Raw genomic sequence first — 24,646 nt, 5'->3', positions numbered from 1 at the left:
TGGAGTGGAACGATGTCGACGATCCGATTCAGCGATGAACTGCGTGAAGCCAGCGAGCCCGACTGGTCCGCGGCGGTGGGCCACCGCTTCGTGGCCGAGTTGTTCGAGGGCAGCATCGCCGATCCGGCGATGGGCAGCTACCTGGTCCAGGATCACCGCTTCCTCGACAGCTTCCTGCAACTCCTGGGCGCAGCGGTCGCCAGCTCCGACCGGTTCGAGTCGCGGATCCGGCTCGGCCGCTTCATCGGCCTCGTCTCGGGCGAGGAGAACACCTACTTCCTGCGCTCCTTCGACGCGCTCGGCATCACGGCGGAGGACCGCGCGCGCATTCCCGACAAGGCACCGACCGCTGGCTTCAAGGCGATCATGCAGGAAGCGGCGCAGACCTGCAGCTATGCGGCGGCGCTGTCCGTGCTGACCGTGGCGGAGTGGCTCTATCTCGACTGGGCCGGCCAAGCGCCGTCGCCCTTGCCGCAGAACTTCATCCATGCAGAGTGGATCACCCTGCACGACAATGCGGATTTCCGCGACCTCGTGACCTTCCTGCGCAGCGAACTCGACCGGGTCGGCCCGTCGGAGCGGGAGCGGTGCCAGGATTTCTTCCGCCGCTCGGTCGCGCTGGAGCGGGCGTTCTTCGACGCGGCCTATGCCTGACCGGCCGGTCTGCAGCCAATCCTGAGGCGAGCCTCGGCGCCCGCCTCGGCCAAGCTGCGGCTCCGTGGAACGATGCGACATGCCGCACACAGGAAGTGGCGGGACCAGATGTGCATCCGTCCAGCTGGCCCAACGGCATCGTTCGTCCCGACCCTGGCCAGGGTCGCGAGAAGCAGCTGCTCGCTGCCGGCTGATCAGGCCGGCACGTTCAGGAACTGCCGATGCACCAGTTCGTCCCGCGTCCGGCCGATCGCCTGGTTTAGTCGCAGCAGGTGATCCCTGAGTTCGCGGCCGTTCCTGGCCTCGTCCTCGATGCTGCGGGCGATCTCCCCGATCTGCACCAGCCCGAAGCTGGGCGCGCTGCCGGCCAGGCGATGGGCGAGCTTCGCGACCTCGGCGGGATCGGCGGCTCGCCTGACCATCTCCCCCGCGATCTGCTCCGCCGAGGCCAGCGCATCGTCCAGGAAACGCACGAGCCTGGCCCGGCCCGCCATGACTTCCAGCCCCTCGATCCGCGCCTGGTCGAAGAGCACGGCGCCAGGGCCTGCCGGATCGGGGGCCGGCATGGCCGGCGGATCATCCGCCCTGGCGCCCGCTTGGCCTTGTGAGGCGATGGCGGCCAGAGCGCGGAACAGTTCATCCCAGGCGATGGGCTTGGTCAGCACGCCGTTCATGCCCACGGAAAGGCAGCGTTCTCGCTCCGCCTCCATCACGTTGGCGGTAAGCGCCAGGATCGGCACGCTGCCGCCTGGAGGAGGCATGGCCCGGATCCGGCGGGTCGCCTCGATCCCGTCCATGGCCGGCATCTGCACATCCATCAGGATCACGTCGAAGCGTTGGGATTGCGCCGCCGACACCGCCTGCTCCCCGTTCTCGGCGAAAACGACCGTGTGGTCATGGCGGGACAAGGTTGCCTGAAGGAGGTCGCGGTTCACCTCGACATCCTCGGCCACCAGGATGCGCAGCGGCCGGATCATCGCGGGATCGAGCTTGGATCTCGCCGTGACCGCCACGGCATCCCCTGGCGCCAGGAGCACCTCGAACCAGAACGTGCTGCCCTGCCCCATTCGGCTCCTGATGCCGATCTCTCCGCCCATGGTGGTGACGAGCTGCCGGCAGATCGCCAGCCCCAGGCCGCTGCCGCCATATTTCCGGGCGGTCGAGCGGTCAGCCTGCATGAAGGGCTGGAACAGCTCTGATTGTCGATCCTCCGGGATACCGATCCCGCTATCCTCGACCTCGAAGCGGAACAGCAACAGGGCGTCAGGACCGTTCCGGCAGCCGATCCGGACCTGAACGCCGCCCTGGCTCGTGAACTTCAGCCCATTGCCGATCAGGTTGACCAGGATCTGCCGCAACCGGGTCGGATCGCCCCTCACCACCATCGGCGCCTGAGGGTCCAGATCGAAGTCCAGGGTCAGGCCACGCTCGGTTGCCAGCGGCGCCATGATCGAGCGGAGCTGCTCGATGAAGCCTTGAAGCGAAAAGTCCACCTTCTCCAGCGTCAACCCGCCGGCATCGAAGCGCGAGAAGTCCAGAATATCGTTGATCACGCCCAGAAGATGCTGTCCGGAGGTTCGGATCGCCTGGACGTAGCCGCGCTGGCGGGGCTGCAGGGGCTCGGCCGCAAGCAGTTCCGCCATGCCCAGCACGCCCGTCATGGGGGTGCGGATCTCATGGCTCATCGCCGCCAGGAACTGCGACTTCGCCCGCTCCGCATGCTCCGCCTCGGCCTGCGCCCGCCTGGCCTCCTTCGCCGCCGCCTCGGCCGCCTGCGCCGCCGCCCGCAGGGATTGGGCACTGCGCTGCCGCAGCCAGCTGAGATAGCCGGTGGAAAGGGCCAGGAGCAGGATCACCGCCAGCGCCACGTACAGGCGCAGCCACCATGGCCCCAGCCGATCGGCCAACGGCTCCGAGGTGACGACCTGCAGGCCGGTACCCGGCACGTGAGCCCAGGCGATCACGGCATCGGCGGTGACCGTCTGGCCGTTATGGGTCGTGTCAAGCGAACGCCAGGCGTCCAGGGCCGCCGGCGGTCGGGGCGCGGTCTCGGGATCTGGCCAGTGCCGGCCATCGAGCGCGTAGAGCACCCCGTCGCCGTCCACCAGGCTGATGGTCTGGTCGCGGGCGTCGAGAAGCCCGTCGAACACGCCCGCGTAGAGATGCAGGCCCGCCGCCACCGCCAGCACGCCCGCTGGCCGACCATCGGGGTCCCGCAACGCCCAGCTGATCGGCACGATCCAGCGATAGGGAGCGATGCGGGTGATGATCGGCGAGCCGATCAGCATCCCCGGAGTGGCGGCGTCGGAATGCTTCCTGAAATAGGTCCGGTCGCTCAGATCGAGACCAACGGCATCATCATTACGGCTGCGCACGATGATGCCGTCCGCGTCCGCCATCACCAGAGTCGCGAGGGATTCGACCTGCTCATCCTGGCTCGCCCGGCGGGTGAGCTGCTGATAGACCGCCTCCCGGCCGAGGGTTCCCGACTGGAAGTCGTCGACCGCCAGGGACACCACCAGATCGAGCGTGCCCAGGGTGCGGCGGACTGTTCCGGCAGCGGTGGAACTGGTGCTAGCCAGATCCTTCTGGGCAGCTGTCAGGATCTGCGCACGATCCCGGTCGAGCAGCACCCAGCCCAGGCCGGCGCACAGGGCAAGGGTGAACGCTCCGCTGAGCAGGGCCATCCGCCACGGTCGCTGGGCAGCCAACCATGCTGAAAGTGCTGACGCTGAGCCACCTGCCACAGATTACTCTTAGGATCGGAAACCTGACAGTAGAGGCAGATGCTTTCACCTCACCTCTGTGACACAGATGCTAACACTGAAGATCCGCTTCGAGTAGCAGGCCGAAGTACTGTTACGAATATTTTTTCTTTCTGAAGTATGTCGATCCGGGAGCGGCTATCGCTCGCCGCTGCCGGGCGCCCACGACAGGCCATGATGCGCAGCAATCCCGCCATGCGGCTGCAACCGCCCGAAAGCGCCGCCGCACGGCGGACGGCCATGGCGCCTGTGCGGATGCAGGCCTAAGAGCAGGGGAAACCGCGAAGCTGGAGGTTGGGCATGCCGGTGCTGATTCCGGGCAGGCTGGTGCTGGATGAACTGGCACGTTGGGTTGCGGCTCCGGGCCTCGACCTCGTGCTGGACGAATCGTTCCGGCCGAAGATCGAGGCGGCGGCCAGGCTGGTGGCGGATGCCGCGGCGGCCGATGCGGCGACCTATGGCGTCAATACCGGCTTCGGCAAGCTGGCGCAGACCCGGATCTCCCCGGCCCAGGTCGAGGAACTGCAGAAGCGGCTGGTCCTGAGCCACATGTGCGGGGTCGGCCGGCCGCTGGACGACCTGGTGGTGCGCCTCGTGCTCGTGCTGAAGGCAGCCTCCCTCGCGCATGGCCATTCCGGGGTGAAGGTCGAGACGATCGAGGCGCTGCTCACCATGCTGCGCCACGACGCGCTGCCGGTGATCCCGGCCAAGGGATCGGTCGGCGCATCCGGCGACCTCGCACCGCTGGCGCACATGAGCGGGGCGCTGATCGGGGTCGGCCAGATCCGGCTGAAGGGCGAGACGCTGCCGGCGGACGAGGCGCTGGCAAGGATCGGGCTCCAGCCGCTGACGCTCGGCGCCAAGGAGGGGCTGGCGCTGCTGAACGGCACCCAGGTCTCGACCGCCCTGGCGATCACAGGCTGGTGGCAGGCCCAGGCCCTGCTCAAGTCCGGGCTCCTGGCAGGAGCCATGACCGTGGACGCGGCCAAGGGATCAGACACGCCGTTCGATCCGCGCATCCAGAAGCTGCGCAACCAGATCGGCCAGGGCATCGTCGCCGCCGAACTGGCGCTGCTGCTGGAGGGCAGCGAGATCCGGGAGAGCCACCGCTTCGGGGACGACCGGGTGCAGGATCCCTACTGCCTGCGCTGCCAGCCCCAGGTCATGGGGGCGTGCTGGGACCTCTTGTCCGATGCGGCAGGGATCCTGGAGCGCGAGGCCAATGGGGTCTCCGACAATCCGCTGGTGTTTCCGGAGGACGGCCTGATCCTGTCCGGCGGCAACTTCCATGCCGAGCCGGTGGCGATGGCGGCCGACCGGATCGCCCTGGCCATGGCGGAGATCGGGTCGATCTCCGAGCGGCGCATCGCGCTGCTGATCGACCCGAGCTTCTCGCTGCTGCCGGCGTTCCTCACCCCCTCGCCCGGGCTCAACTCCGGCTTCATGATCGCGCAGGTGACCGCAGCGGCGCTGCAGATGGAGAACAAGCACCTGGCCAACCCGGTGGCGGTGGAGAGCCTGCCGACCTCGGCCAACCAGGAGGACCATGTGAGCATGGCCACCTATGCCGCCCGGCGACTGTCCGACATGGCGGAGAATCTGGCCCACGTCCTGGCGGTCGAGTTGATGGCGGCAGCGCAGGGCATCGAGTTCCGCCGGCCGCTGCGCTCCTCGCCGCGGCTGGAGAAGGCGTTCGCCCGGATCCGCGCGATCAGCCCCAAGCTGGAGGACGACCGCGAGCTTGGCCGGGAGATCAGCGGCGTCGCCGAGGCGGTGCGGGTAGGCCATCTGGCTGCCATATGATCACGATCATGCAACCGCAGCTGCCGATATCCGCTTTGCCCGATCACCGGCGCTGCCGGATCACCGACCCATCCTGCTGCCGGAACCGGCGGAGACGATGAACCAGCTCAGCCTTGAACAGGTGCTCGGCACCGCGGCCCTCGCGATCCTGCTGGTCGCTTGTTTCGTGATCGTGCAGCCGTTCCTGTCCGCGTCGATCTGGGCGGTGATCCTGGTCTATACGACCTGGCCGGCCTATCGCTGGCTGCGGCAGCGTCGCCTGTCGCCCAGCCTGGCCTCGCTGGTCATGGTGTTCAGCGCGCTGCTGATCCTGGTGGTGCCGCTGGCGGCGCTGGTTCCCTCGATGGGCAACCAGATCACGCTGGGCATCCGCTGGATGCGTGCCGTGTTCGCCGCGGGCCTGCCGCCGCCGCCAAGCTGGATCGAGAGCATTCCGATGGTCGGCGAGCTGGTCGCGGCCGAATGGCGCGACGCCGCCCAGGGCGGGCTGGCGGTCCTTCGCTATCTGGCACCCTATGCCGAGAACGTGGCGCAACTGGCCTTTGCCGCCGGCATCGGGATAGGTGGCGGCCTGATCGAGCTGCTGTTCAGCCTGCTCATCATGTACTTTCTCTACCGTGACGGCGAGGCGATCGCCGCGCGCGCCGAGGACGGGCTGGAGCGGCTGGCGGGATCGCGGGCGCGCCACCTGATGGACGTCGCCGGCAGCACGGTGAAAGGGGTGGTGTACGGCATGCTGGGCACCGCCGTGATCCAGGGCGTGGTCGCAGCACTGGGCTACTGGATCGCCGGCCTGCCGGCGCCGACCTTCCTGGGCATCCTGACCGCCATCATGTCCCTGACGCCGATCGGGCCGCCGCTGGTCTGGATTCCCGCTGCCCTGTGGCTGTTCCAGCAGGACGAGGGCTTCTGGGCGATCTTCATGATCCTGTGGGGCGCCATCCCGGTATCGAGTTCGGACAACGTGATCCGGCCCTGGCTGATTCACCGGGTCGGCGCCACCCAGACCCCGATCGTGCTGGTGCTGATCGGCGTTCTTGGCGGGGCGCTGGCGTTCGGGCTGCTGGGGGTGTTCCTCGGGCCGACGCTGCTGGCGGTGATCTACACGCTGATCCTGGAATGGACCCAGCATCGGCGCGAAAGCAGCCGGAAGATCATCTTGCCGGAATAACCCCGCTCCTGCCGGCCCGCCCCGGCCGCCGAGCGTCCAGTGAGTGAGCATGTCGAAGGTGCTCGACATCACAGGTGGAAGTTCTCGTCTGGCCTATAGTGCCCTGGTTCCGAAGACAAAGCTCTGGGAGACTGGAAATGACGACGAACCGCAGCCGGACCATCCTGTCGCTGCTCACCGGCATCGCAGCATGTTCCTGGGCATCCGCCGCGAGCGCCGAGGTCCTGGTCGCCCAGACCAGGACCAGCCCGGCCGTCTACGGCGGCGCCACCTATCTGGTCGACTTCAACGGCGGTGCCGCAGGCGGCACCCAGTTCCAGTTCACGACGTCGCAGCGCAATACGCGCGTGGCGATCTTCTTCAATGCCGAATGCGCGGTGGAGGGCAGTCCCTCGCGCTGGGTCAATATCGACATCCTGGTCAACCCGGCGGGGGGCACGCCGGAGACGGTCGTCGCGCCGTCCAATGGCGACAACGCCCTGTGCTCGGGGAACGGCACCAGCACGGCGAGTTCGGGCAACTTCACCCTGGATGGCTGGGTCAGTGCCGCCACCATCGGAACCATCAACCTGCCCGTGGCAGGGACGCACACCATTCGGGTCCGGGTGAATGGCGGCAATGCCGGGATCACCCGGCTGGATGACATGTCGCTGATCGTGATGCGCTGATCTCCTTGCGGGCCAGCCAGCCCGCAAGTCCATCGGCCAGAGTCCTGGTGGGCGCCAGCCGGGCGAACTGCTCGGCCTCGATCTGCAACCCTTCGGCGATGCTGGCGTTCAGGCCGCGGGTCACCGCGGCAATGGCGCCGGCAATCGCCGAAGGCTCGTGGCGCAGGATCCTCGTGGCCAGATGGCGGGCAGACGGCAGAAGCTCGCCATGGGGAACCACCTGGTTGACCAGGCCGAGTTCCAGGGCGTGCTCCGGGGTGAAGGGATCCCCGGTCAGCAGCAGTTCTAGCGCCCGCTTGCGGCCGGCCAGGCGCGGCAGGCGCTGGGTTCCGCCGAAGGTCGGCACCATGCCGAGCTGGATCTCCGGCTTGGCGAACAGGGCGCGTTCGCTGGCCACGGCCAGATGCACCGCCTCGGTGATCTCGCAGCCACCGCCGAAGGCGAGCCCGTTCACCGCCGCGATGACCGGCTTGGGGAAAGCCTCCAGGCGCGCGGTCAGGCTCTGGCCGCGGCGGACGAAGTCCCGGAGCGCCACGGCGCTTCCAGCGCGGACGCTGACGGCGAACTCCGCGATGTCGGCACCTGCGGAAAAGGCCCGGTCACCGGCCCCGGTCAGGATCACCGCGCCGATCCGGTCGTCGACCTCGAACGCGTCAAGCAGGTCGAGCAGGCGGTCGATGGTAGCGAAGTTGAGGGCGTTCAGCTTGTCCGGACGGTCCAGCGTCACGAGGGCGATGCGGTCCTGGATCTCCACGAGCACGGTCATGCCGGCTCCCCCAGAAGGTTGCGATCGCACGGGAAGCTAGGTCCGGAACCGGGTTGAGCATACTCACTGGTCGGTATACTTTTCATCATGCCGAAGACCTCCGTCCCCACCCGCACCCGGATCGTCGCTGCGGCCAGCAGCCTGTTCTATGGGCAGGGCATCCGTGGCGTCAGCGTCGACGCCGTGGCCGAGAAGGCCGGGGTGACCAAGCGCACGCTCTACTATCACTTCGCCAGCAAGGACGATCTGGTGGCGGCCTATCTGGAGGCACGGGACCAGCCGAACCTGGTTCTGTTCCAACGCTGGTTCGCCGAGGCCGACGGGGGAGTGGCCAGCAAGGTGCGGGCGATCTTCGAGAACCTCGCCCGCTCGGCGCGCCACCCGCGCTGGAAGGGCTGCGGTTTCCTGCGCACGTCGGCGGAGCTGGCCAATCTTCCGGGACACCCGGCCATGAAGATCGGAGCCGCGCACAAGAAGCGCTTCGAGGCGTGGCTGCGCCAGACGTTCGAGGCAGAGGGGATCCAGGACGGATCAGGCCTTGCGCGTCAGGTCGTCCTCCTCCTCGATGGCTCGTTCGCCGTGGTGCTGCTGCATCGCGACCCCTCCTACATGGAAACGGCCGGCCAGGCAGCCTTCACCCTGATCGAGGCGGTCCTGCCGGCGCGATGACAGGGGAGTCTGGCGGAACGGGCCGGCCATGGAACCCGCACGCCTGCCGGAGCGTTGGAACGGAGCAGGAACATACGAGGATGCCATGGCCGACCAGACCGAGAACCCGAAGCTCGATTCGCACCCCGGCTCCAACACCGAGAAGGATCCCGACAACTGGGTGTCGGGCGAGGAGCCGATGACCGGGGCCCAGGCATCGTACCTGACCACCTTGTGCGAGGAGGCCAAGGTCGATGCTCCCTCCAAAGATATGACCAAGGCCGAGGCGTCCAAGATGATCGACGAGTTGAAGACGAAGCTCGGTCGCTAGGTAACCTGATCTCGACCAGGAACCCTTTCGTCAGCCTCCCTCATACACACTGACCTCGACCAGGTTCTGGTCGGGGTCGCGGAAATAGAGGGAGGTCATCGGGCCGAGAGCACCGGTCCGGGAGACCGGGCCGAGTTCGACGGAAACGCCCTCGGCGTTCAGGTGGGCCCGCAGCGTGTCGAGGGGCTGCTCGGTGATCAGGCAGAAGTCGGCCGAGCCAGGCGTTGGTCTGCTCGCCTTCGGCTCGAACTCGTGGCCCGCCTCATGAACGTTGATCTTCTGCGCGCCGAAGACGAGGGCGGTCGGCCGGTTGGGGCTGTCCACGCGCCGCAGGCCCAGGACGCGCCGGTAGAAGTCGCAGGTGGCGTCCAGCGAGCGCACCGTCAAAACGAAATGATCGATCCGGGTGATCATCAGCCGCCTCCTTCCACGTTCCAGCGACCTCTGCGTGGAACGCCTGGCAAGGTCGAGTCCTCCGGCTAGATGACCTGCAGAAGAATGCCGCCCAGAACGGTCAGGCCAACCACAAGCCATGGGGGCGCCTTCCCCACGGTGAGCAGCACGAATCCCAGCACCGCCAGCGCGAAATCCTCCGGCACATGCACGGCGCTGGTCCAGACCGGGTCGTAGAGGGCGGCGCCGAGCAGGCCGACCACCGCCGCGTTGGCGCCGCGCATGGCGGCGCGGGCCATCGGGCGGGTGCGCAAGGCATCCCAGAACGGCAAGGCGCCCACCAGCAGCAGGAAGCCCGGCAGGAAGATCGCCACGAGACAAAGGAATGCACCGGCGATACCGTTCGGCGCCGGCTCCATGGCAGCGCCCAGATAGGCGGCAAAGGTGAAGAGCGGCCCCGGCACTGCCTGGGCGGCGCCATAGCCTGCCAGGAATCCGTCGGCGCCGATCCAGCCTGGGGCGACCACCTCGGCTTCCAGCAGAGGCAGGACGACATGCCCGCCGCCGAACACCAGGGCGCCGGAGCGGTAGAAGGCGTCGAACAGGGCCAGGCCGTGGAAGGGCAGGCTCGCCGCTGCCAGCGGGAGAAGCGCCAGCAACAGGAAGAACATGGCCAGCGCCGCGGCCCCGACCGGCCGGGAGATCGGGAAGGCCAGATTCCTGGCGGGAGCGGCATCCTGGTGCCGGCACAGCGCCAGCCCCGCCAGTCCGCCCAGCAGGATGGCGGCGACCTGGCCGAGCGCGCCTGCCGCGAAGGTGACGGTCAGCACGGCCGCCACCGCAATTCCGGCGCGGGAGCGGTCCGGGCACAGGCTCCTGGCCATCCCCCACACCGCCTGGGCCACCACCGCCACGGCGACCAGCTTCAGCCCGTGCAGGATGCCGTGGCCCACCTGTCCATCGAACAGCGACGCCCCCGCCGCGAACAGGACCAGGATCAGCGCGGACGGCAGGGTGAACGCGGTGAAGGCGGCCAGCGCCCCCAGCGGCCCACCGCGCAGGAGGCCCAGCGCGAAGCCCGCCTGGCTGCTGGCGGGGCCGGGCAGGAACTGGCAGAGCGCCAGCAGGTCGGCATAGCCCGCCTCGTCGATCCAGCGACGGCGGACCACCAGTTCATCCCGGAAATAGCCCAGATGGGCGATCGGACCGCCAAAGGACGTCAGGCCAAGCTTGAGGAAGGCCCGGAACACCTCCCCTGCTGCGCCCTGCCTCGTGACGGTCACTGCAATTCGGTCGCTCAAGCAGGCCTCGCGCGCAATGGCGCCGCCTTCGGTAGGTTCGGGCGGTGACAACGGGATGACGACGTCTCAGCCGAAGCGGGCCGCAGCGTAGGGATCCATCAACGGGTCGCGCCGCCCGGTCAGCATCTCCTCGGCGGCTACCGAGCCGACCACGGGAGCCAGGGTGATGCCGGAGTGGAGGACAGCCAGATAAAGGCCGGGATCACCGGAAGGCTGGCCCACCACCGGGAAGCCGTCGGCAGGTGTCGGGCGATAGCCGACGCTGTAACGGTCGAGCGTCAGTGCCTCCCCGCCCCGGAGCATCGCCTTCACCCGCGCGAACAGGGCGGCCGCTTCATCATCCGCCGCGTCGCCTGGATCGCTTCCCCCGAAATCCGCTCCCGCCACGATCCGCCCATCCACCGTCTGCCGCATGTGCAGGTTCGGCGTGAGCACCAGCCCTTCCAGGAGCTTCATGTGCGGATGGGCATGGACCAGCAGGCCTGGCGGGGTGGTCAGCGGCAGGGATACCCCGGTGGTGGCGGTGAGTTCGGCGGTCCTGGCGCCGGCCGCCAGAACCACCCGATCGGCGGCCAGTTCGCCATTCGACAGCTGGATGCCGGTGGTGCGGCCATGGCGGATTACGAGGCGGATCGCCGCCGCGTTCCGTCGGAAAATGGCTCCGCGGCGTTCGGCATCGGCCAGAAGGACCTGGGCGGCACGGCGCGGTTCTACCGCGCCTTCGCCTGCGGCATGCAGCGCGCGTTCGGGAGGGTCGACCAGGTTCGGCTCGATTGCGGCGGCCTCGGGGCGGCCCACCGAACGGATCTCGTAGCCACGCGCGCTCTGCTGCCGGACGCAGTCATCGATCTCCGCAGGAGATAGGTCCCAGTCGAGCGAGCCGGTCCAGCTAAGCGGCAGGGCCGGCACCTCGGCTGCCAGGCGGCGCCACTCGGCCATGCTGCGCATGCGCAGCCGCAGATAGGGCTCGGGATTGCGCCAGTGCGCGTTGATCCAGGCGAACGAGTTGGGCGTGGCGATCCCGCCCCCTCCCCCTGCATCGATCACCGTCACCTCCGCACCGGACGCGACGAGGTGCCAGGCGATCGACGCGCCGATGATCCCGGCACCGACGACCACGAACTTCTGCGGAGCGGTCATGGCAGACGAACATTCCCTGGATGGCGCGGCCAGCCACGAGGCTGGCCGCACTCTGGAGACGAATGCCGGCCAGGGTCAGCCCGCCGTGAGCCTGCCGAGCGAGCGGATCACCGAGCCGACGATGGCCGGGTCGATGGTCGGCTCGTTTTCTGCACGCGCCAGCACCGCAAGATAGCGCTCGATGGCGTTCCGCCGGCGTTCCCGCCATGCGTCCAGCGGCTCGTGCTTGGCAAGGACATCGTGGGCGGCCCGCCGCACCATCTCCGCCAGTTCGTCGCGCAGCGCCGCCTTCGCCTCGTGATCCCAGGAACTGCGCACGCTGATCCGCTCGATCAGCACGTCGATGCGGTGGCAGTCTAGGGTCTCGTCCAGCGCCAGACGGATCTCGGTGGAGCGCTCGACCGGCACCCCGGTGCTATACGCGGTATCGAGGGCGTCGAGCAGCACGGTCGTGAGCGGCAGGACCGCGAGCCGGCTGGCGGCGTCGGCGTCCAGCCCCAGGCCGCGCAGTTCCTGGCAGCGTCCGGCCAAAGTCTCCTTCAGCGCCGGCGGGGCCAGCCCCTCGATCTGCTCGCGCAAGGTGCGGATTCCTGCCTGCAGCCGCTCGGCGGTCTCCCGCAGCGGCCGGTTGCTCAGGTCATGGACGATCGTCCAGCGGACCGCCTCGGCGGTGGTGCGGGTGAGATCCGTGAGGAGCGCGATCTGCTGCCGCCCGACACTCGCCGGCAGGTTCTCGACTGCCCCCCAGACCGGCGTGAGTTCGAAACCCTCGCGCACGATCAGGTAGCCCCGGGCGATCTCGTCGAAGGAGGCGCCGGTCTCGTTGGCGAGATCCTGAGCGAACGAGATCCCGGCCCGGTTGACCATCCCGTTGGCCAGCCGGGTCGCCACGATCTCCCGGCCCAGCCGGTGCCTGGCGACCGCTTCGGGGAAGCGCTTGCGGATCAGGCGCGGGAAATAGCGAAGGCGTTCGCCGGCCAGCATGGGATCGTCGATGGTGCTGCCGTCGCACAAGGCGTCGAACAGGTCCATCTTGGCATAGGCCAGCAGCACGGCCAGCTCCGGACGGGTCAGGCCGACCCCATCTCGGCGGCGCTCGGCCAAATTGTCGTCGGAAGGCAGGAACTCGAGCTGGCGCACCAGCCGGCCGCTGCGCTCCAGGGAACGGATCAGGCCGATCTGGCTGTCGAGCAGTTCCAGTCCCCGGTGCTCGGTGGTGGAGAGCGCCAGGTTCTGCAGGGTGTTGTCGCGCAGGACCAGTTCGGCGACCTCGTCGGTCATCTCGCGCAGCATCAGGTCGCGCTGCTTGCGGGTGAGATCGCCGGCCTGCTCCACCGAGCCGGTCAGGATCTTGATGTTGACCTCGTGGTCCGAACAGTCGACCCCGGCCGAGTTGTCGACGAAGTCGGTGCCGATCCGTCCGCCCTTGCGGGCGAACGCGATCCGGCCGCGCTGGGTCACTCCCAGATTGCCGCCCTCCGCGACCACCTTGCAGCGCAGGTCCTCGCCGTTGACGCGAATCGGATCGTTGGCGCGGTCCTGGGCGTCCCGGTGGCTCTCGGCGGCAGCCTTGATGTAGGTGCCGATGCCGCCATTCCAGAACAGGTCGACCGGCGCCTTGAGGATGGCGCTCATCAGCTCGAACGGGGTGAGGCTGCCGGCTTCGATCCCGAGCACCGCACGGATCTCGGGCGAGAGCGGGATCGCCTTCAACTGGCGGGAGAAGACACCGCCGCCCTTGCTGATCAGGCTGCGGTCGAAATCGTCCCAGGACGAGCGCGGCAGCTCGAACAGGCGCTGGCGCTCCCGGAATGTTTGTTCGGCATCTGGATCAGGGTCCAGGAAGATGTGGCGGTGGTCGAACGCCGCCACCAGCCGGATCGAGCGGCTGAGCAGCATCCCGTTGCCGAACACGTCGCCGGACATGTCGCCGATGCCGACCACGCTGATCGGGTCCCGTTCTGGGTCGACGCCCATCTCACGGAAGTGGCGGCGCACCGACTCCCAGGCACCCTTGGCGGTGATCCCCATCTTCTTGTGGTCGTAGCCTGCCGAACCGCCCGAGGCGAACGCGTCGCCCAGCCAGAACGAGCGGCCGGTCGCCAGCGCATTGGCGATGTCGGAGAAGGTGGCGGTGCCCTTGTCGGCGGCAACCACCAGATAGGGATCGTCGGTGTCGTGGCGGACCACCCGTTCGGGCGGCACGGTCGTGTCGCCCTGGATGTCGTCGGTCAGGTCGAGCATGCCGTCCAGGAAGGTCCGGTAGCAGCGCACCCCCTCGTCGTAGATCGCCTGGCGGTCGGTGTTCTTGGGAGGGCGCTTGACGATGAAGCCGCCCTTCGCCCCCACCGGCACGATCACCGCGTTCTTGACCATCTGCGCCTTGACCAGGCCAAGGATCTCGGTCCGGAAGTCCTCCCGGCGGTCCGACCAGCGGATGCCGCCACGCGAGATCGGTCCGCCGCGCAGGTGCACGGCCTCGACATCGGCCGCATAGACGAAGATCTCGCGCCAGGGAGCCGGCTGCGGCATGCCAGGGACGGCCGCGCTGTCCAGCTTGAAGGAAAGCGAGCGCCGCCCCGGCCGGAACGCGTTGGTGCGCAGCATGGCCTGGATGGTGCCCAGGAACCGGCGCAGGATCCGGTCTTCGTCCAGAACCGCGACCTGGGTGAGGCCTTGGGTGATCCGCTCGACCAGCTCCGCCTGCGCGGCCTGCCGGTCGCCCTGGATGGAGGGGTCGAACCGGACGTGGAATAGCTCGACCAAGTCGCGTGCCACATCCGGATTGGCCACCACGGTCTGCTCGACGTATGGCTGGCTGAACGGCAGGCCGACCTGAAGCTGATACTTGCAGATGGCGCGCAGGATCACGACCTGGTCGGCATTGAGCGAGGCAGCCAGGATCAGGCGGTTGAAGCCGTCGGTCTCGATGTCGCCGTCGAAGATCCGCCGGAATGCCTCCTCGAAATGGGGCCCGACCACATCCAGGTCGATTGTTCCCGCAAACACCGGCTCCGCCTCGAAGTCGTGCAGCCAGAAGGGCTGCCCATCCTGGCCGGCGACGGGATAGGAGTCCTCGGCCAGGGCGCGCAGGCCCAGATCCTCCAGGATCGGCAGGACATCGGCCAGGGCCACCCGCTGGCCGGCATGGGCCAGCTTCAGGCGGATCCGGTTGCCGCGGATCTCCAGAGGCCGGGACAGCGCCACGGACAGGCTGGCGCCGCCTTGCTGGAGCGCATCGATCCGGTCGATGTCGGCGACCGCGGCCCGCGGCTGGTGGCGCTCCTGATAGGAGACCGGGAACGATGCCGCGTAGCGGCTGAACAGGTGGACCCCGCGCTCCTCGCCATGGGCTTCGACCAGCGCATCGCGCAGGCTTTCTCCCCAGGGCCGCGTCGCCTGGGTGATCTCCGCCTCTAGGTCCTCCGCGGTGATCGAGAGTTCGCCGGGGTCCTGGGAGCGGATGATGAACAGGATGAGGGCCAGCGGGCTGTCGCCCAGCTGGGCCTGGAATTCGCAGTCCACCCCGTTCAGCCGGCGCAGCAGGATCCGCTGGATCCGCTCGCGCATGGCGGTCGTCCAGCGCTCGCGGGGAACGTAGAGCAAGACCGAGAAGAACCGGGAGAAGCGGTCCTGCCGCAGGAACAGCTTCAGGCGCGAGCGATCCTGCATCTGCAGGACGGCCCGGGCCGTTTCCCGCAGGCGCGGCACATCCATCTGGAACAGCTCGTCGCGGGGCAGCGAGCTCAGGATATGGGCGAGAGCCTTGGCGGCATGGCCATGGGGCGGCAGCTTCATCGTCTCGGTGACAGCCCGCACCTTGCCGCGCAGGAGCGGGATGACCTGGGGCGGCAGGCTGTAGGCGACCGAGGTGAACAGGCCGAGAAAGCGGTGCTCGCCGATCACGGCGCCATGCTCGTCGTAGCGCTTCACGCCGACGTAATCGAGATAGGAGGCGCGGTGGACGGTGGCCCGGGTGTTGGCCTTGGTGACGGTGATGGGCGGCAGCGGCCGGAAGGCCTTGCGCCGTATCTCTACCGGCAGGGCGGCGAAGCTGGTCGACATGACCGGCCGATCAGACGGCACCCGCGCATCCTGGCTGGCCGAAAGAATGCCCAGCGCCGAGCCGGGCACCCGCATCAGTTCCGGCCCCGCCTCTTCCTCGACCAGATCGTAGGCGGCATAGCCAAGCAACGTGAAATGGTTGTCGGCCAGCCAGTGCAGGAACGCCACCGGCTCCTCGACATCGACAGGCCCCTGGCCGCTCTCCGTCGAAGCGTTCTCACCTGGCACATGGATCAGGCCCGCGGCAGCCTCGGCGACCCGGGCCAGCATCGGTTTCCAGTCGCGGACCGCCCGGCGCACGTCCTCAATGCCGCGGAGGATCTCCGATTCCAGGCGGTCAAGAGCGTCCTGGTCGGTACGACGGTCGACCTCGACCAGGATGAAACTCTCGGATTGGCCACCTTCGCCGATGCCCTCAAGCCGGCCCTCGGCGTCGCGGCGAACAGAGATCACCGGGTGGATGGTCAGGTGAATGGCAAGGCCGGCCCGACCGACCGCGATATGCACGCTGTCCACCAGGAACGGCATGTCGTCGTTGACGATCTGGACGAGGGTGTGGGCGGCGGTGAAGCCATGCCGCTCGATGCCGGGATTGAAGATCCGGATCCTGGTGGCACCCGGCTTGCGGTCGTGGGCGAGGTCCAGATGGCTGATCGCCAGGCCGTAGAGGTCGGCCGGATCATGGGCAGCGATGTCTTCCTCGGCGACGCCGTCGAAGAAGCGCTCGACGAAGGCCTCCACCAGGTCGCGCTCACCGGGCGGCACCCGGCTGGTGACGAGTTGATCCACCACTGCCAGCGGCTCGAATTCCGAACCTTGTGTTTCGTCCACCGTCTGGCCTCCCGTTTGTTGGCTCGGCAATCAGGATGATGAGGTCGGGCCGTGACCATGGCAAGGCGAGCGGCCGAACGTCGCCATCTGCCTTTGACCCGCACCGCCGCGGCCCGTCTTGCATGGAAGTGTCAGGCGGCGCATGAGCGAAGGAGGCCGGACGCGCGGGGGCACATGGCGTACGATCGCTCCTACACCAGCAGGATTGCCGGTACCGGCAGGACGGCATCCCCCAGCCAGCCGGAGTGGCAGGTCGATCCGGTGGATGCCGACCTGATCCGGAGGATCGGCGAGATCGATGAGGAGCGACTGCGGCAGGGTCGGCTGGAGCGGCTGCGGGCAGAACTGAAGAAGCGCGACTACGCAGGAGCCCTGCTCTCCGATCCGATCAACATCCGCTATGCCACGGGCGCCAGGAACATGGCGATCTGGACGATGCGGGAAGGCGGCCGCTACGTGTTCGTCGCCACCGAGGGGCCGGTCGTGCTGTTCGAGTTCGCTGCCAGCCGCCATCTGGGCGAAGGTCTTGCCAGCGTAGACGAGCTGCGGATCGGGACCGGCTGGACGTACTTCATCGCCGGGCCGCGCCTGGAGGAGAAGGCCAGGATCTGGGCGGAGGAAGTGGCGTGGCTGGTCGAGCGTCATGGTGGCGGCAACCGGCGCCTCGCCGTGGACCGCTGCAATCCCGCCGGGACGACCCGGCTCATGGCGCGCGACATCGCCCTGTTCGACGCCCAGGAGGTGGTCGAACAGGCGCGGATGGTGAAGCTGCCCGAGGAGGTGACCTGCCTGCGCCACGCCATGTCAGTGTGCGACCTAGCAGTGGACCGGATGCGTGCGGCGCTGGAGCCCGGGATCAGCGAGAACCAGCTCTGGAGCATCCTCCATACCACCAACATCACCCATGGGGGCGAGTGGATTGAGTGCCGGCTGCTGGCCTCGGGCGAGCGGACCAACCCGTGGTTCCAGGAATGCTCGGAGAGGGTGATCCAGCCGGGCGACCTGGTCGGGTTCGACACCGACATGGTCGGGCCCCACGGCTATCTCGCCGACATCTCCCGCACCCAACTCTGCCCCGGGCGCCGCCCCTCGGACGAGCAGCGGACGCTCTACGAGATCGCCCAGGAGCAGGTGCTGCACAACATCGGCCTGCTCCACGCCGGTCTCGGGTTCCGCGACTTCGTCGAGCGGGCATGGCAGGTCCCGGAAGCCTATGTCGCCAACCGCTACATGACCCTGATCCACGGGGTCGGCATGGTCGATGAGTACCCTGCCATCGTCTATGCCCAGGACTTCGCCGACTGGGGCTATGACGGCGTGTTCGAGGAGAACATGGTGGTGTCGGTGGAAAGCTATATCGGAGCGGTGGGCGGAGCCGAGGGCGTGAAGCTGGAGCAGCAGGTCCTGATCACGAGCAGTGGCGCAGAGGTCCTGTCGCGTTCTCCCTTCCTGGACGCCCTGGAAGCATAGGGACGCAGGAGCCGGGCGCCCACGAGACCAAACCCTTGCGGCGATGCGAGCACCGGCTGGGAGGAAGGATCATCGCCGGCAACCAAGCGTCCTGCTCATCCGCCGGTTGACGGCTCCATCACCAGCTCCGCATCGTCTCGATGGCCCGCATGGCGCAGCGGTCGAAGTCGAGGGGCGCTCCGTGCTCGGCGTACCAGTGCTGGCAGCCCGCCTTCTTCAGCGCCGGCACGATCAGGTCCCAGTCGAGCATCCCGTGTCCAAGATCGGCCCAGACCCACTCGGCGCCCGAGCTGCTCTGCGCGATGTCCTTGAGGTGGACGGCGACGATCCGTTCCGGCCATCGCTCGATCCAGGCCGTCGGATCCTGACCGGCCCGAACCACCCAGGCGAGGTCGATCTCCCAGAGGATGTCTGGGCTGGCCTCGAACAGGTGCTCGATGGGCGTGCTGCCATCCGGCAGAGGCGCGAACTCCAACTCCCGGTTATGCCAGGCGAGCCGCTTGCCGGCGGTCTTGAGCTTGATCGCATAGCCGGCCAGTTCCGCCGCAAAGCGCATCCAGCCGGGCGTATCCTGGGGATGGTCCGCCACGGTGAGCTTCGGGATCACCACCGTTCCGGCCCGCAGGATGTCGGCCATCCCGATCACCCGCTGCACGTCGGTCCGAAACCGCGGCAGCTCCGCATGGATGCTCGGGCAGGTGAGGTTGGCATGGTTGAACATCGAGGCGAGCCCGCCAGGATCGCGCAACAGGGCGTCATACGGCTCGACCTTGACGTAGCCCAGCTCCGCCAGCTCGTGCAGGCGTGCGGCCAGCGGGGGAAACGACCGCGTGGCGACGAGCTGGAAGCCGGGGACGATAGGCATGGCCGCTTTTCCTTGTTATGGCCGGAACCCTGGTCCGAGCTTAAACGTCTTGGACCTAGGCAAGGTGCCCGAACTCCGAGACTCGCGCGTGAAAATTGTGCATTAGCCACATTTCATGGAAGTTTCTCGATCAGCCACTTTGCATAGGCGGGTGGTCATGCCTATTTACCGCTCGCCGCGACCCTGCCCTCGACCTGAAGGTGGGTCGTTTCTATTTCATCTGCCGAACCCCGCGGGTAGCGGAGGTGTCGCCTGGAAAAAGGCGGCCGGCACGTAAGCCGGTCCGAGGAGACGTGATGCAACGGATCGAGCTGTTCAAAGAGAGCGAGCTCTTCTTCAAGACCTGGCTCCGGTCGCCGAAATCGATGGGGTCGATCATTCCCTCGTCGCAGTCGCTGGCCAAGAAGATCGCCGAGCAGGTGGTCTGGCAGCCGGGCGAGAAGATTGTGGAACTCGGCGGCGGCACTGGCGCAATTACCCAGGGCCTGGTTGACTCCGGCATCCCGCGCGAGGCGCTGGTGGTGGTGGAGCTCGACGAGAAGCTGCACAAGTACCTCAGCACCCGGTTCATGGGTGCCACCGTGGTGCGTGGCGATGCCACCAAGCTTGCCCAGATCCTGAGCAAGCACGGGGTGCGCAAGGTCTCCACGATCATCTCCGGCCTGCCGATGGTGGGCATGCCCGACGGCTTCCGCGAGGCGATCTACAAGGGCGGCCTGAAGATTGTCGGTCCCAAGGGCGTGATGCTCCAGTACAGCTATTCGCCCATCTCTCCGATCCCGCATCGCCGTTACGGCCTGAACGCGAAGCTGGCTGGCTTCGTGCTGAACAACATGCCGCCGGCTTACGTCTGGAAGTACACGGGCACGCCAGACCAGGGCGCCTGAGCCATCAAGAAGGCGACCCCACCGCTCAACCGAGCGGAAGGCCACTGGCGAGCGCTGCTCCGCCGCCTCCTGCGTGAACATGTCCGAGGGCTGGTCGGCAAGCTCGCCATTGCCACGGTGGCCATGGTGCTGGTCGCCGCGACCACCGCCGGCAATGCCTGGCTGATCGAGCCGGTCCTCGACAAGGTGTTCCTGCAAAGGGACGCCACCATGCTGGCGCTGGTGCCGCTGGCCGTGCTGGCGCTGGCCCTGGTCAAGGGCGTCGCGTCGTTCGTGCAGGACCGGATGATGGCCGACGCCGGCAATCGCGTCGTGGCCGACATCCAGGCCCGCCTGTTCCGCCACACGATCCGTTCCGACCTGGGCTTCTTCGTCACCGAAGGCACCGGCGGGCTGATCTCCCGGATCACCTACGACGTGGCGGCGCTCCGGGTTGCCCTGACCTCGGTCCTGACCGGCATGGCGCGCGATGGCCTGTCGGTGATCTTCCTGGTGGCCCTGATGTTCTACCAGGACTGGACGCTCGCCACGATCGCCTTCGTCGGCTTCCCGCTCGCCTACTGGCCGATCACCAAGCTCGGCAAGCGGGTGCGTAAGGTCGTGGGCCAGGCGCAGGCGCAGATGGGTCGGATCACCGGCCGCCTCGAGCAGACGTTCCAGGGGATACGCCAGGTGAAGGCGTATGACCGGGAATCGTTCGAGATCGAGCGGATCCACGACCTGATCGAGGGACAGTATGCGCTGCAGTTGAAGGCGGCGCGCATCCGGGCGGCGACGGCTCCGGTGATGGAGACCCTGGGCGGCGTCGCCATCGCGGCGGTGATCGGCTATGGTGGCAGCCAGGTGCTTGCCGGCAACACCACGCCCGGCACGTTCTTCAGCTTCATCACCGCGCTGCTGATGGCCTACCAGCCCCTCAAGAGCATCGCCAAGCTCAACAATTCCCTGCAGGAAGGCCTGGCCGCAGCCGACCGGGTCTATGCGGTGATCGACCGGCGCCCGGCCATCCAGGATGCGCCCGATGCTGTGGCGCTGCCGGCGGTCGAGGGCCATGTCCGCTTCGACAACCTGACTTTCTCCTACCATTCGGAAGTGCCGGCCATCGCCGGCCTGACCCTGGATGTGCCTGCCGGCAGCACTGTCGCGCTGGTGGGTCCCTCAGGTTCGGGCAAGTCGACGCTGATCAACCTGCTGCTGCGTTTCTGGGAGCCCCAGGGCGGGCGGATCACGGTAGACGGACACGAGATCCGCGAGGTCACCCAGGCTTCCCTGCGCGCGCAGATTGCCCTGGTCAGCCAGGAGGTCAGCCTGTTCGACGACACCGTGCGGGCCAACATCGCCTATGGCCGTCTGGACGCCACCGACGCGGAGATCGAGGAGGCGGCAAAGGCGGCCGCGGCGCATGACTTCATCATGGCGCTGCGCGAAGGCTACGATACCCGGATCGGTGGCTCGGGCATCCGCCTCTCCGGCGGGCAGCGTCAGCGCCTGTCGATCGCCCGGGCAATGCTCAAGAAGGCGCCGATCCTGCTGCTGGACGAGGCGACCTCGGCTCTCGACACGGAAAGCGAGCGGCAGATCCAGGATGCCCTGGAGCGGTTGATGGAGAACCGCACCACGATCGTGATCGCGCACCGGCTCTCGACGGTCGTGCATGCCGACAAGATCGCGGTGCTGGACAAGGGCCGGATCGTCGAGATGGGCGATCATGCGTCGCTGGTGCAGGCCGGAGGGATCTATGCGCGCCTCTACGAACTTCAGTTCGAGGAAGGCTCCGGCGCCGACCTGCCCGGGACGGCGGTGCCCGCCCTGCTTCGGGCCTGACGGGCAATGAGGCTGCTCAAGCAGATCGGCAAGGCTCCGTCATCGCAGCGACGGATCGCCGGCATGATCGCCGGCACCGTCGAATTCCTGCATAAGACCACGCGGATGGAATTCCATGCTCCCCCGGAAACCCGGGCGATCATAGCGAGCAACGAAGGCGTGCTCGCCGGCTACTGGCATGGGAGGTTGCTGTTCCTGCCGCTGCTCTGGCGGGGGGTCCTGCGGGAGACGGGCAAGGATCCGGCCACGCCGGCCTATTCGCTGAGCAGCCCGCACCGCGACGGCGCCATGATGGCGCGCGCGCTGAACCTGATCGGCGTGAAGACCATCATGGGGTCGAGCCGGACGGGCGGCACCGAGGCGTTCCGGGAGATCCGCCGGACGCTGAAGGACGGCCAGAGTATCGCCATCGCCGCGGACGGCGGCAAGGGCCCCCGGCAGCGGGTGCAGGGCGGCATCATGCTCCTGGCCAAGCACAGCGGTTGCCCGGTAATACCGGCTACCGGCTCCTGCCGCTGGGGCAAGCAGCTGGACAACTGGGACAGGATGCTGATCCCGGCTCCCTGGACCCGCGGGGTGCTGATGCTGGGCGAGCCGATCCGCGTACCCAAGGATGCCGACAAGGACGAACTGGCGCGCCTGGAGTTGCAGTACGAGGATGCGATGAACGCGCTGATGGACGAGGCGGACCGGCGCTGCGGCCGGTCGCCCACCCCGCCGGCCCCGCGCAGGACACCGGCGAAGGAACCGCTGGGCGGTCCTGCTCGCGCCTGATGCTGATCACCTGCTGGCGTCTCGCCACGACGATCGCAGCACCACTGGTCCGCGGCCATCTGGAACGACGACGCGGTCGCGGCAAGGAGCATCCCGAGCGTTGGCCGGAGCGGCTGGGCGTCGACGATTCGATCCGTCCGCAGGGCCCGCTGGTCTGGGTTCATGCCGCCAGCGTCGGCGAGTCGCTCTCGATCCTGCCGCTCCTGGACAGCCTGCTGGCAGCCCGACCGGATCTGCGTTTCCTGGTGACCACCGGCACCGTCACCTCCGCCGCCCTGATGGCCAAGCGGCTGCCCGAGGGCGTGCTGCACCGCTTTGCGCCCGTCGACCTGCCCGACGTGGTCGGCCGGTTCCTGGAACGCTGGCGCCCGGATCTCGCCATCATGGTCGAGAGCGAGATCTGGCCCAACATGCTCTCGATGCTCGCGGCCCAAGACATTCCGACCGTGCTCCTCAATGCCCGGATGTCGGAGCGCTCGTTCCGCCGTTGGCGCTGGGCGGGCGCATCGATCGCCAGACTGCTCGGATCGTTCCGGCTGGTGCTGGCGCAAAGCCAACAGGACGCCACCCGGCTGGCGGCGCTTGGAGCCCGCAGGGTCGTGACGCCCGGCAACCTGAAATATGCGGCCCCTCCCCTGCCGGCCGATCCGGTCGAATTGGAGGTGCTGGAACGGTCGCTGGCCGGGCGGCCTGCCTGGCTGGCCGCGAGCACCCACGAGGGCGAGGAGGCAGCCGCGCTCCAGGTCCACCGGGCGCTGCGGAGCGCGTTTCCGGATCTGGTGACCATTATTGCTCCGCGGCACCCGAACCGGGGGGCCGAGATCACCCATGCCCTGCGATCGGCTGGCATCGGGGTAGCCCGGCGTTCCGCGGGAGAGGCATTGGCCTCGCATGGCATCTATCTGGCCGACACCCTGGGAGAGCTCGGCCTCTTCTACCGGGCCTGCCCCTTGGTCTTCGTGGGAGGCTCCCTGGTCCGCCACGGCGGCCAGAACCCCCTGGAGCCGGCGCGGCTGGGTTGTGCGGTGCTGCTGGGCCCGCATGTCTGGAACTTCGACGAGATCGCCCGCGGGCTCATCGCCGCCGGTGGCGCGGTACAGGTCGGGGACGAGACGACCCTGGCGGAGCAGGTCGGCCGGCTCCTGGATAACCGGCCGGAGATCGAGCGGCTGGGCCAGGCAGCGGCGACCTTCGCGGCGGAGCGGGCCGGCGTGCTCGAGCGGATGCTGGAGGCGCTGCTGCCGGTCCTGCCGGCCCAGACGTGACCCGGCCGCCATGAAGGCACCCGCGTTCTGGGCTCGCGAGGGTGCGCTCGCGTCCGCCCTGGGCCCGCTTGGCGCGTTGTACGGGCAGATCGTGACGGCTAGGGCGAAACGGCCTGGCCTGCAGCTGGGGGTTCCGACCCTGTGCATCGGCAACCCCACCCTTGGCGGAGCCGGTAAGACCCCGGTCGTCCGATCGCTCGCGCAGATCCTGCGCAGCGAGTTCGGCATCGAGCCGCACGTGATCACCCGCGGCTATGGCGGCAGCGTTTCCGGCTCGCTGCGGGTGGACCCGCAGCGCCATGATGCCGGCCTGGTGGGCGACGAGCCCCTGCTGCTGGCCCGCGAGGCGGTCGTCTGGGCCGGGCCGGACCGGGTAGCGAGCGCGCGGGCGGCCGTCGCGGCAGGCGCCCGTATCCTGCTGATGGACGACGGCTTCCAGAACCCGGGCCTGGCGAAGTCGATGTCCTGGCTGGTGGTGGATGGCCCGGCCGGGATCGGCAACGGCAAGGTGTTTCCGGCGGGTCCGCTGCGCGAGCGCTTCCCCGATGCACTGGAGCGGGCCGACGCACTGGTGATGATCGGCGAGGACCGCCAGGGCCTGGCGGCGAAGACGGAACTGCCGGTTCTGTCGGCAAGGCTGATCCATCCGCTCGAGGCGCTCGTATCGTTGCGTGAGGGAACGACGTTCGCCTTCGCCGGAATCGGACGTCCGGAAAAGTTCTTCGACAGCTTGCGTGCCGCTGGCGTGCAGGTGGTCGGGACAAGAGCCTTTCCGGATCACCACCGATTCACGGCCAGCGAGCTTCACGACCTGCGTGCGGTGGCAAAGCGCAACCGGGCACGGCTCGTCACCACGGAGAAGGACCTGGTGCGACTGTCGCCCGCGGATCGAAGCGAAATCGTTACATTGTCCGTTACAATTTGTTGGTGGAACCGCCCGCGCGTTCAGGCCTTGTTGAAGGGATTGATCACGCCTGCATCGGAGCGCTGACGCGACAGCCGGTCTGGGGGTGTGATGGTCGCCC

The 24,646-nt window shown here is 68.0% G+C and carries 19 protein-coding genes; 12 read left to right on the top strand and 7 right to left on the bottom strand.

The features are described from left to right. Nucleotides 1-12 precede the first annotated feature (12 nt). Nucleotides 13-654, top strand: coding sequence for a TenA family protein (locus GEMRO_RS0112070; protein WP_035485214.1), 642 nt, complete (start codon nucleotides 13-15; stop codon nucleotides 652-654). Nucleotides 655-848: 194 nt separating this feature from the next. Here GEMRO_RS0112070 and GEMRO_RS32630 read toward each other — a convergent pair whose 3' ends face one another. Beyond that, the gene (locus tag GEMRO_RS32630) at nucleotides 849-3,341 is read right to left on the bottom strand and encodes an ATP-binding protein (RefSeq protein ID WP_051328989.1); all 2,493 of its coding nucleotides are present in this window, start codon (nucleotides 3,339-3,341) and stop codon (nucleotides 849-851) included. A gap of 372 nt (nucleotides 3,342-3,713) precedes the next feature. On the opposite strand from GEMRO_RS32630, the gene hutH reads away from it, so the two are divergent. From hutH to GEMRO_RS0112050, 3 genes are all read left to right on the top strand, one after another. Further along, on the top strand, nucleotides 3,714-5,222 hold the full coding sequence (gene hutH / locus GEMRO_RS29270) for a histidine ammonia-lyase (protein ID WP_407645374.1): 1,509 nt from the start codon (nucleotides 3,714-3,716) through the stop codon (nucleotides 5,220-5,222). Between the two features lie 97 nt (nucleotides 5,223-5,319). Next, nucleotides 5,320-6,393, top strand: coding sequence for an AI-2E family transporter (locus GEMRO_RS0112055; RefSeq protein WP_027134186.1), 1,074 nt, complete (start codon nucleotides 5,320-5,322; stop codon nucleotides 6,391-6,393). Nucleotides 6,394-6,530: 137 nt separating this feature from the next. Continuing rightward, the gene (locus GEMRO_RS0112050; RefSeq protein ID WP_027134185.1) at nucleotides 6,531-7,061 is read left to right on the top strand and encodes a hypothetical protein; all 531 of its coding nucleotides are present in this window, start codon (nucleotides 6,531-6,533) and stop codon (nucleotides 7,059-7,061) included. On the opposite strand, the gene GEMRO_RS29265 is transcribed toward GEMRO_RS0112050, so the two are convergent. Then, entirely contained in the window at nucleotides 7,021-7,827 is an 807-nt protein-coding gene (locus GEMRO_RS29265; protein WP_035485211.1) for a crotonase/enoyl-CoA hydratase family protein, read from the bottom strand. The two genes, GEMRO_RS0112050 and GEMRO_RS29265, sit on opposite strands and share 41 nt — an antisense overlap. Nucleotides 7,828-7,914: 87 nt before the next feature. On the opposite strand from GEMRO_RS29265, the gene GEMRO_RS0112040 reads away from it, so the two are divergent. Together GEMRO_RS0112040 and GEMRO_RS0112035 are read left to right on the top strand one after the other, a co-directional pair. Further along, nucleotides 7,915-8,496, top strand: coding sequence for a TetR/AcrR family transcriptional regulator (locus tag GEMRO_RS0112040; protein ID WP_027134184.1), 582 nt, complete (start codon nucleotides 7,915-7,917; stop codon nucleotides 8,494-8,496). A gap of 85 nt (nucleotides 8,497-8,581) precedes the next feature. Continuing rightward, nucleotides 8,582-8,806, top strand: a complete 225-nt coding sequence (locus GEMRO_RS0112035; RefSeq protein WP_027134183.1) for a DUF3072 domain-containing protein — start codon at nucleotides 8,582-8,584, stop codon at nucleotides 8,804-8,806. 30 nt (nucleotides 8,807-8,836) lie between these two features. On the opposite strand, the gene GEMRO_RS0112030 is transcribed toward GEMRO_RS0112035, so the two are convergent. The 4 genes from GEMRO_RS0112030 to GEMRO_RS29260 all read right to left on the bottom strand — a co-directional run bounded on the left by GEMRO_RS0112030 (nucleotide 8,837) and on the right by GEMRO_RS29260 (nucleotide 16,536). Beyond that, nucleotides 8,837-9,220, bottom strand: coding sequence for a VOC family protein (locus tag GEMRO_RS0112030; RefSeq protein ID WP_035485208.1), 384 nt, complete (start codon nucleotides 9,218-9,220; stop codon nucleotides 8,837-8,839). Between the two features lie 65 nt (nucleotides 9,221-9,285). Beyond that, nucleotides 9,286-10,500, bottom strand: coding sequence for a chromate efflux transporter (gene chrA / locus GEMRO_RS0112025; protein WP_035485206.1), 1,215 nt, complete (start codon nucleotides 10,498-10,500; stop codon nucleotides 9,286-9,288). Between the two features lie 66 nt (nucleotides 10,501-10,566). Next, nucleotides 10,567-11,640, bottom strand: coding sequence for an NAD(P)/FAD-dependent oxidoreductase (locus GEMRO_RS0112020; RefSeq protein ID WP_027134180.1), 1,074 nt, complete (start codon nucleotides 11,638-11,640; stop codon nucleotides 10,567-10,569). 75 nt (nucleotides 11,641-11,715) lie between these two features. Beyond that, nucleotides 11,716-16,536, bottom strand: a complete 4,821-nt coding sequence (locus GEMRO_RS29260) for an NAD-glutamate dehydrogenase (RefSeq protein ID WP_169728373.1) — start codon at nucleotides 16,534-16,536, stop codon at nucleotides 11,716-11,718. A 174-nt stretch (nucleotides 16,537-16,710) separates the two neighbouring features. Here GEMRO_RS29260 and GEMRO_RS29255 point away from each other — a divergent pair, with 174 nt between their 5' ends. After that, complete coding sequence (locus tag GEMRO_RS29255) at nucleotides 16,711-18,006, top strand: M24 family metallopeptidase (RefSeq protein WP_084506850.1); 1,296 nt, start codon at nucleotides 16,711-16,713, stop codon at nucleotides 18,004-18,006. 118 nt (nucleotides 18,007-18,124) lie between these two features. On the opposite strand, the gene GEMRO_RS0112005 is transcribed toward GEMRO_RS29255, so the two are convergent. Further along, nucleotides 18,125-18,871, bottom strand: a complete 747-nt coding sequence (locus GEMRO_RS0112005; RefSeq protein WP_027134179.1) for a sugar phosphate isomerase/epimerase family protein — start codon at nucleotides 18,869-18,871, stop codon at nucleotides 18,125-18,127. 296 nt (nucleotides 18,872-19,167) lie between these two features. On the opposite strand from GEMRO_RS0112005, the gene GEMRO_RS0112000 reads away from it, so the two are divergent. The 5 genes from GEMRO_RS0112000 to lpxK all read left to right on the top strand — a co-directional run bounded on the left by GEMRO_RS0112000 (nucleotide 19,168) and on the right by lpxK (nucleotide 24,612). After that, complete coding sequence (locus GEMRO_RS0112000) at nucleotides 19,168-19,758, top strand: class I SAM-dependent methyltransferase (protein ID WP_027134178.1); 591 nt, start codon at nucleotides 19,168-19,170, stop codon at nucleotides 19,756-19,758. Nucleotides 19,759-19,761: 3 nt separating this feature from the next. After that, complete coding sequence (locus tag GEMRO_RS29250; RefSeq protein ID WP_276202854.1) at nucleotides 19,762-21,582, top strand: ABC transporter ATP-binding protein; 1,821 nt, start codon at nucleotides 19,762-19,764, stop codon at nucleotides 21,580-21,582. A 63-nt stretch (nucleotides 21,583-21,645) separates the two neighbouring features. Continuing rightward, nucleotides 21,646-22,356 (top strand): lysophospholipid acyltransferase family protein, encoded by a 711-nt coding sequence (locus tag GEMRO_RS29245; RefSeq protein WP_169728372.1) that lies wholly within the window; start codon nucleotides 21,646-21,648, stop codon nucleotides 22,354-22,356. Continuing rightward, nucleotides 22,356-23,621 carry a 3-deoxy-D-manno-octulosonic acid transferase gene (locus GEMRO_RS0111985; protein WP_027134177.1) on the top strand — a complete coding sequence of 422 codons (1,266 nt, stop codon included), beginning with the start codon at nucleotides 22,356-22,358 and terminating at the stop codon, nucleotides 23,619-23,621. The genes GEMRO_RS29245 and GEMRO_RS0111985 overlap by 1 nt, the downstream gene beginning before the upstream one ends. Nucleotides 23,622-23,631: 10 nt before the next feature. After that, on the top strand, nucleotides 23,632-24,612 hold the full coding sequence (gene lpxK, locus GEMRO_RS0111980; protein WP_027134176.1) for a tetraacyldisaccharide 4'-kinase: 981 nt from the start codon (nucleotides 23,632-23,634) through the stop codon (nucleotides 24,610-24,612). Nucleotides 24,613-24,646 lie beyond the last annotated feature (34 nt).

Origin of the sequence: Geminicoccus roseus DSM 18922 (genome assembly GCF_000427665.1) — a bacterium.
In the GTDB taxonomy this organism is placed as follows: Bacteria; Pseudomonadota; Alphaproteobacteria; order Geminicoccales; family Geminicoccaceae; genus Geminicoccus; species Geminicoccus roseus.
This window is presented reverse-complemented; position numbering and strand designations above follow the sequence as displayed.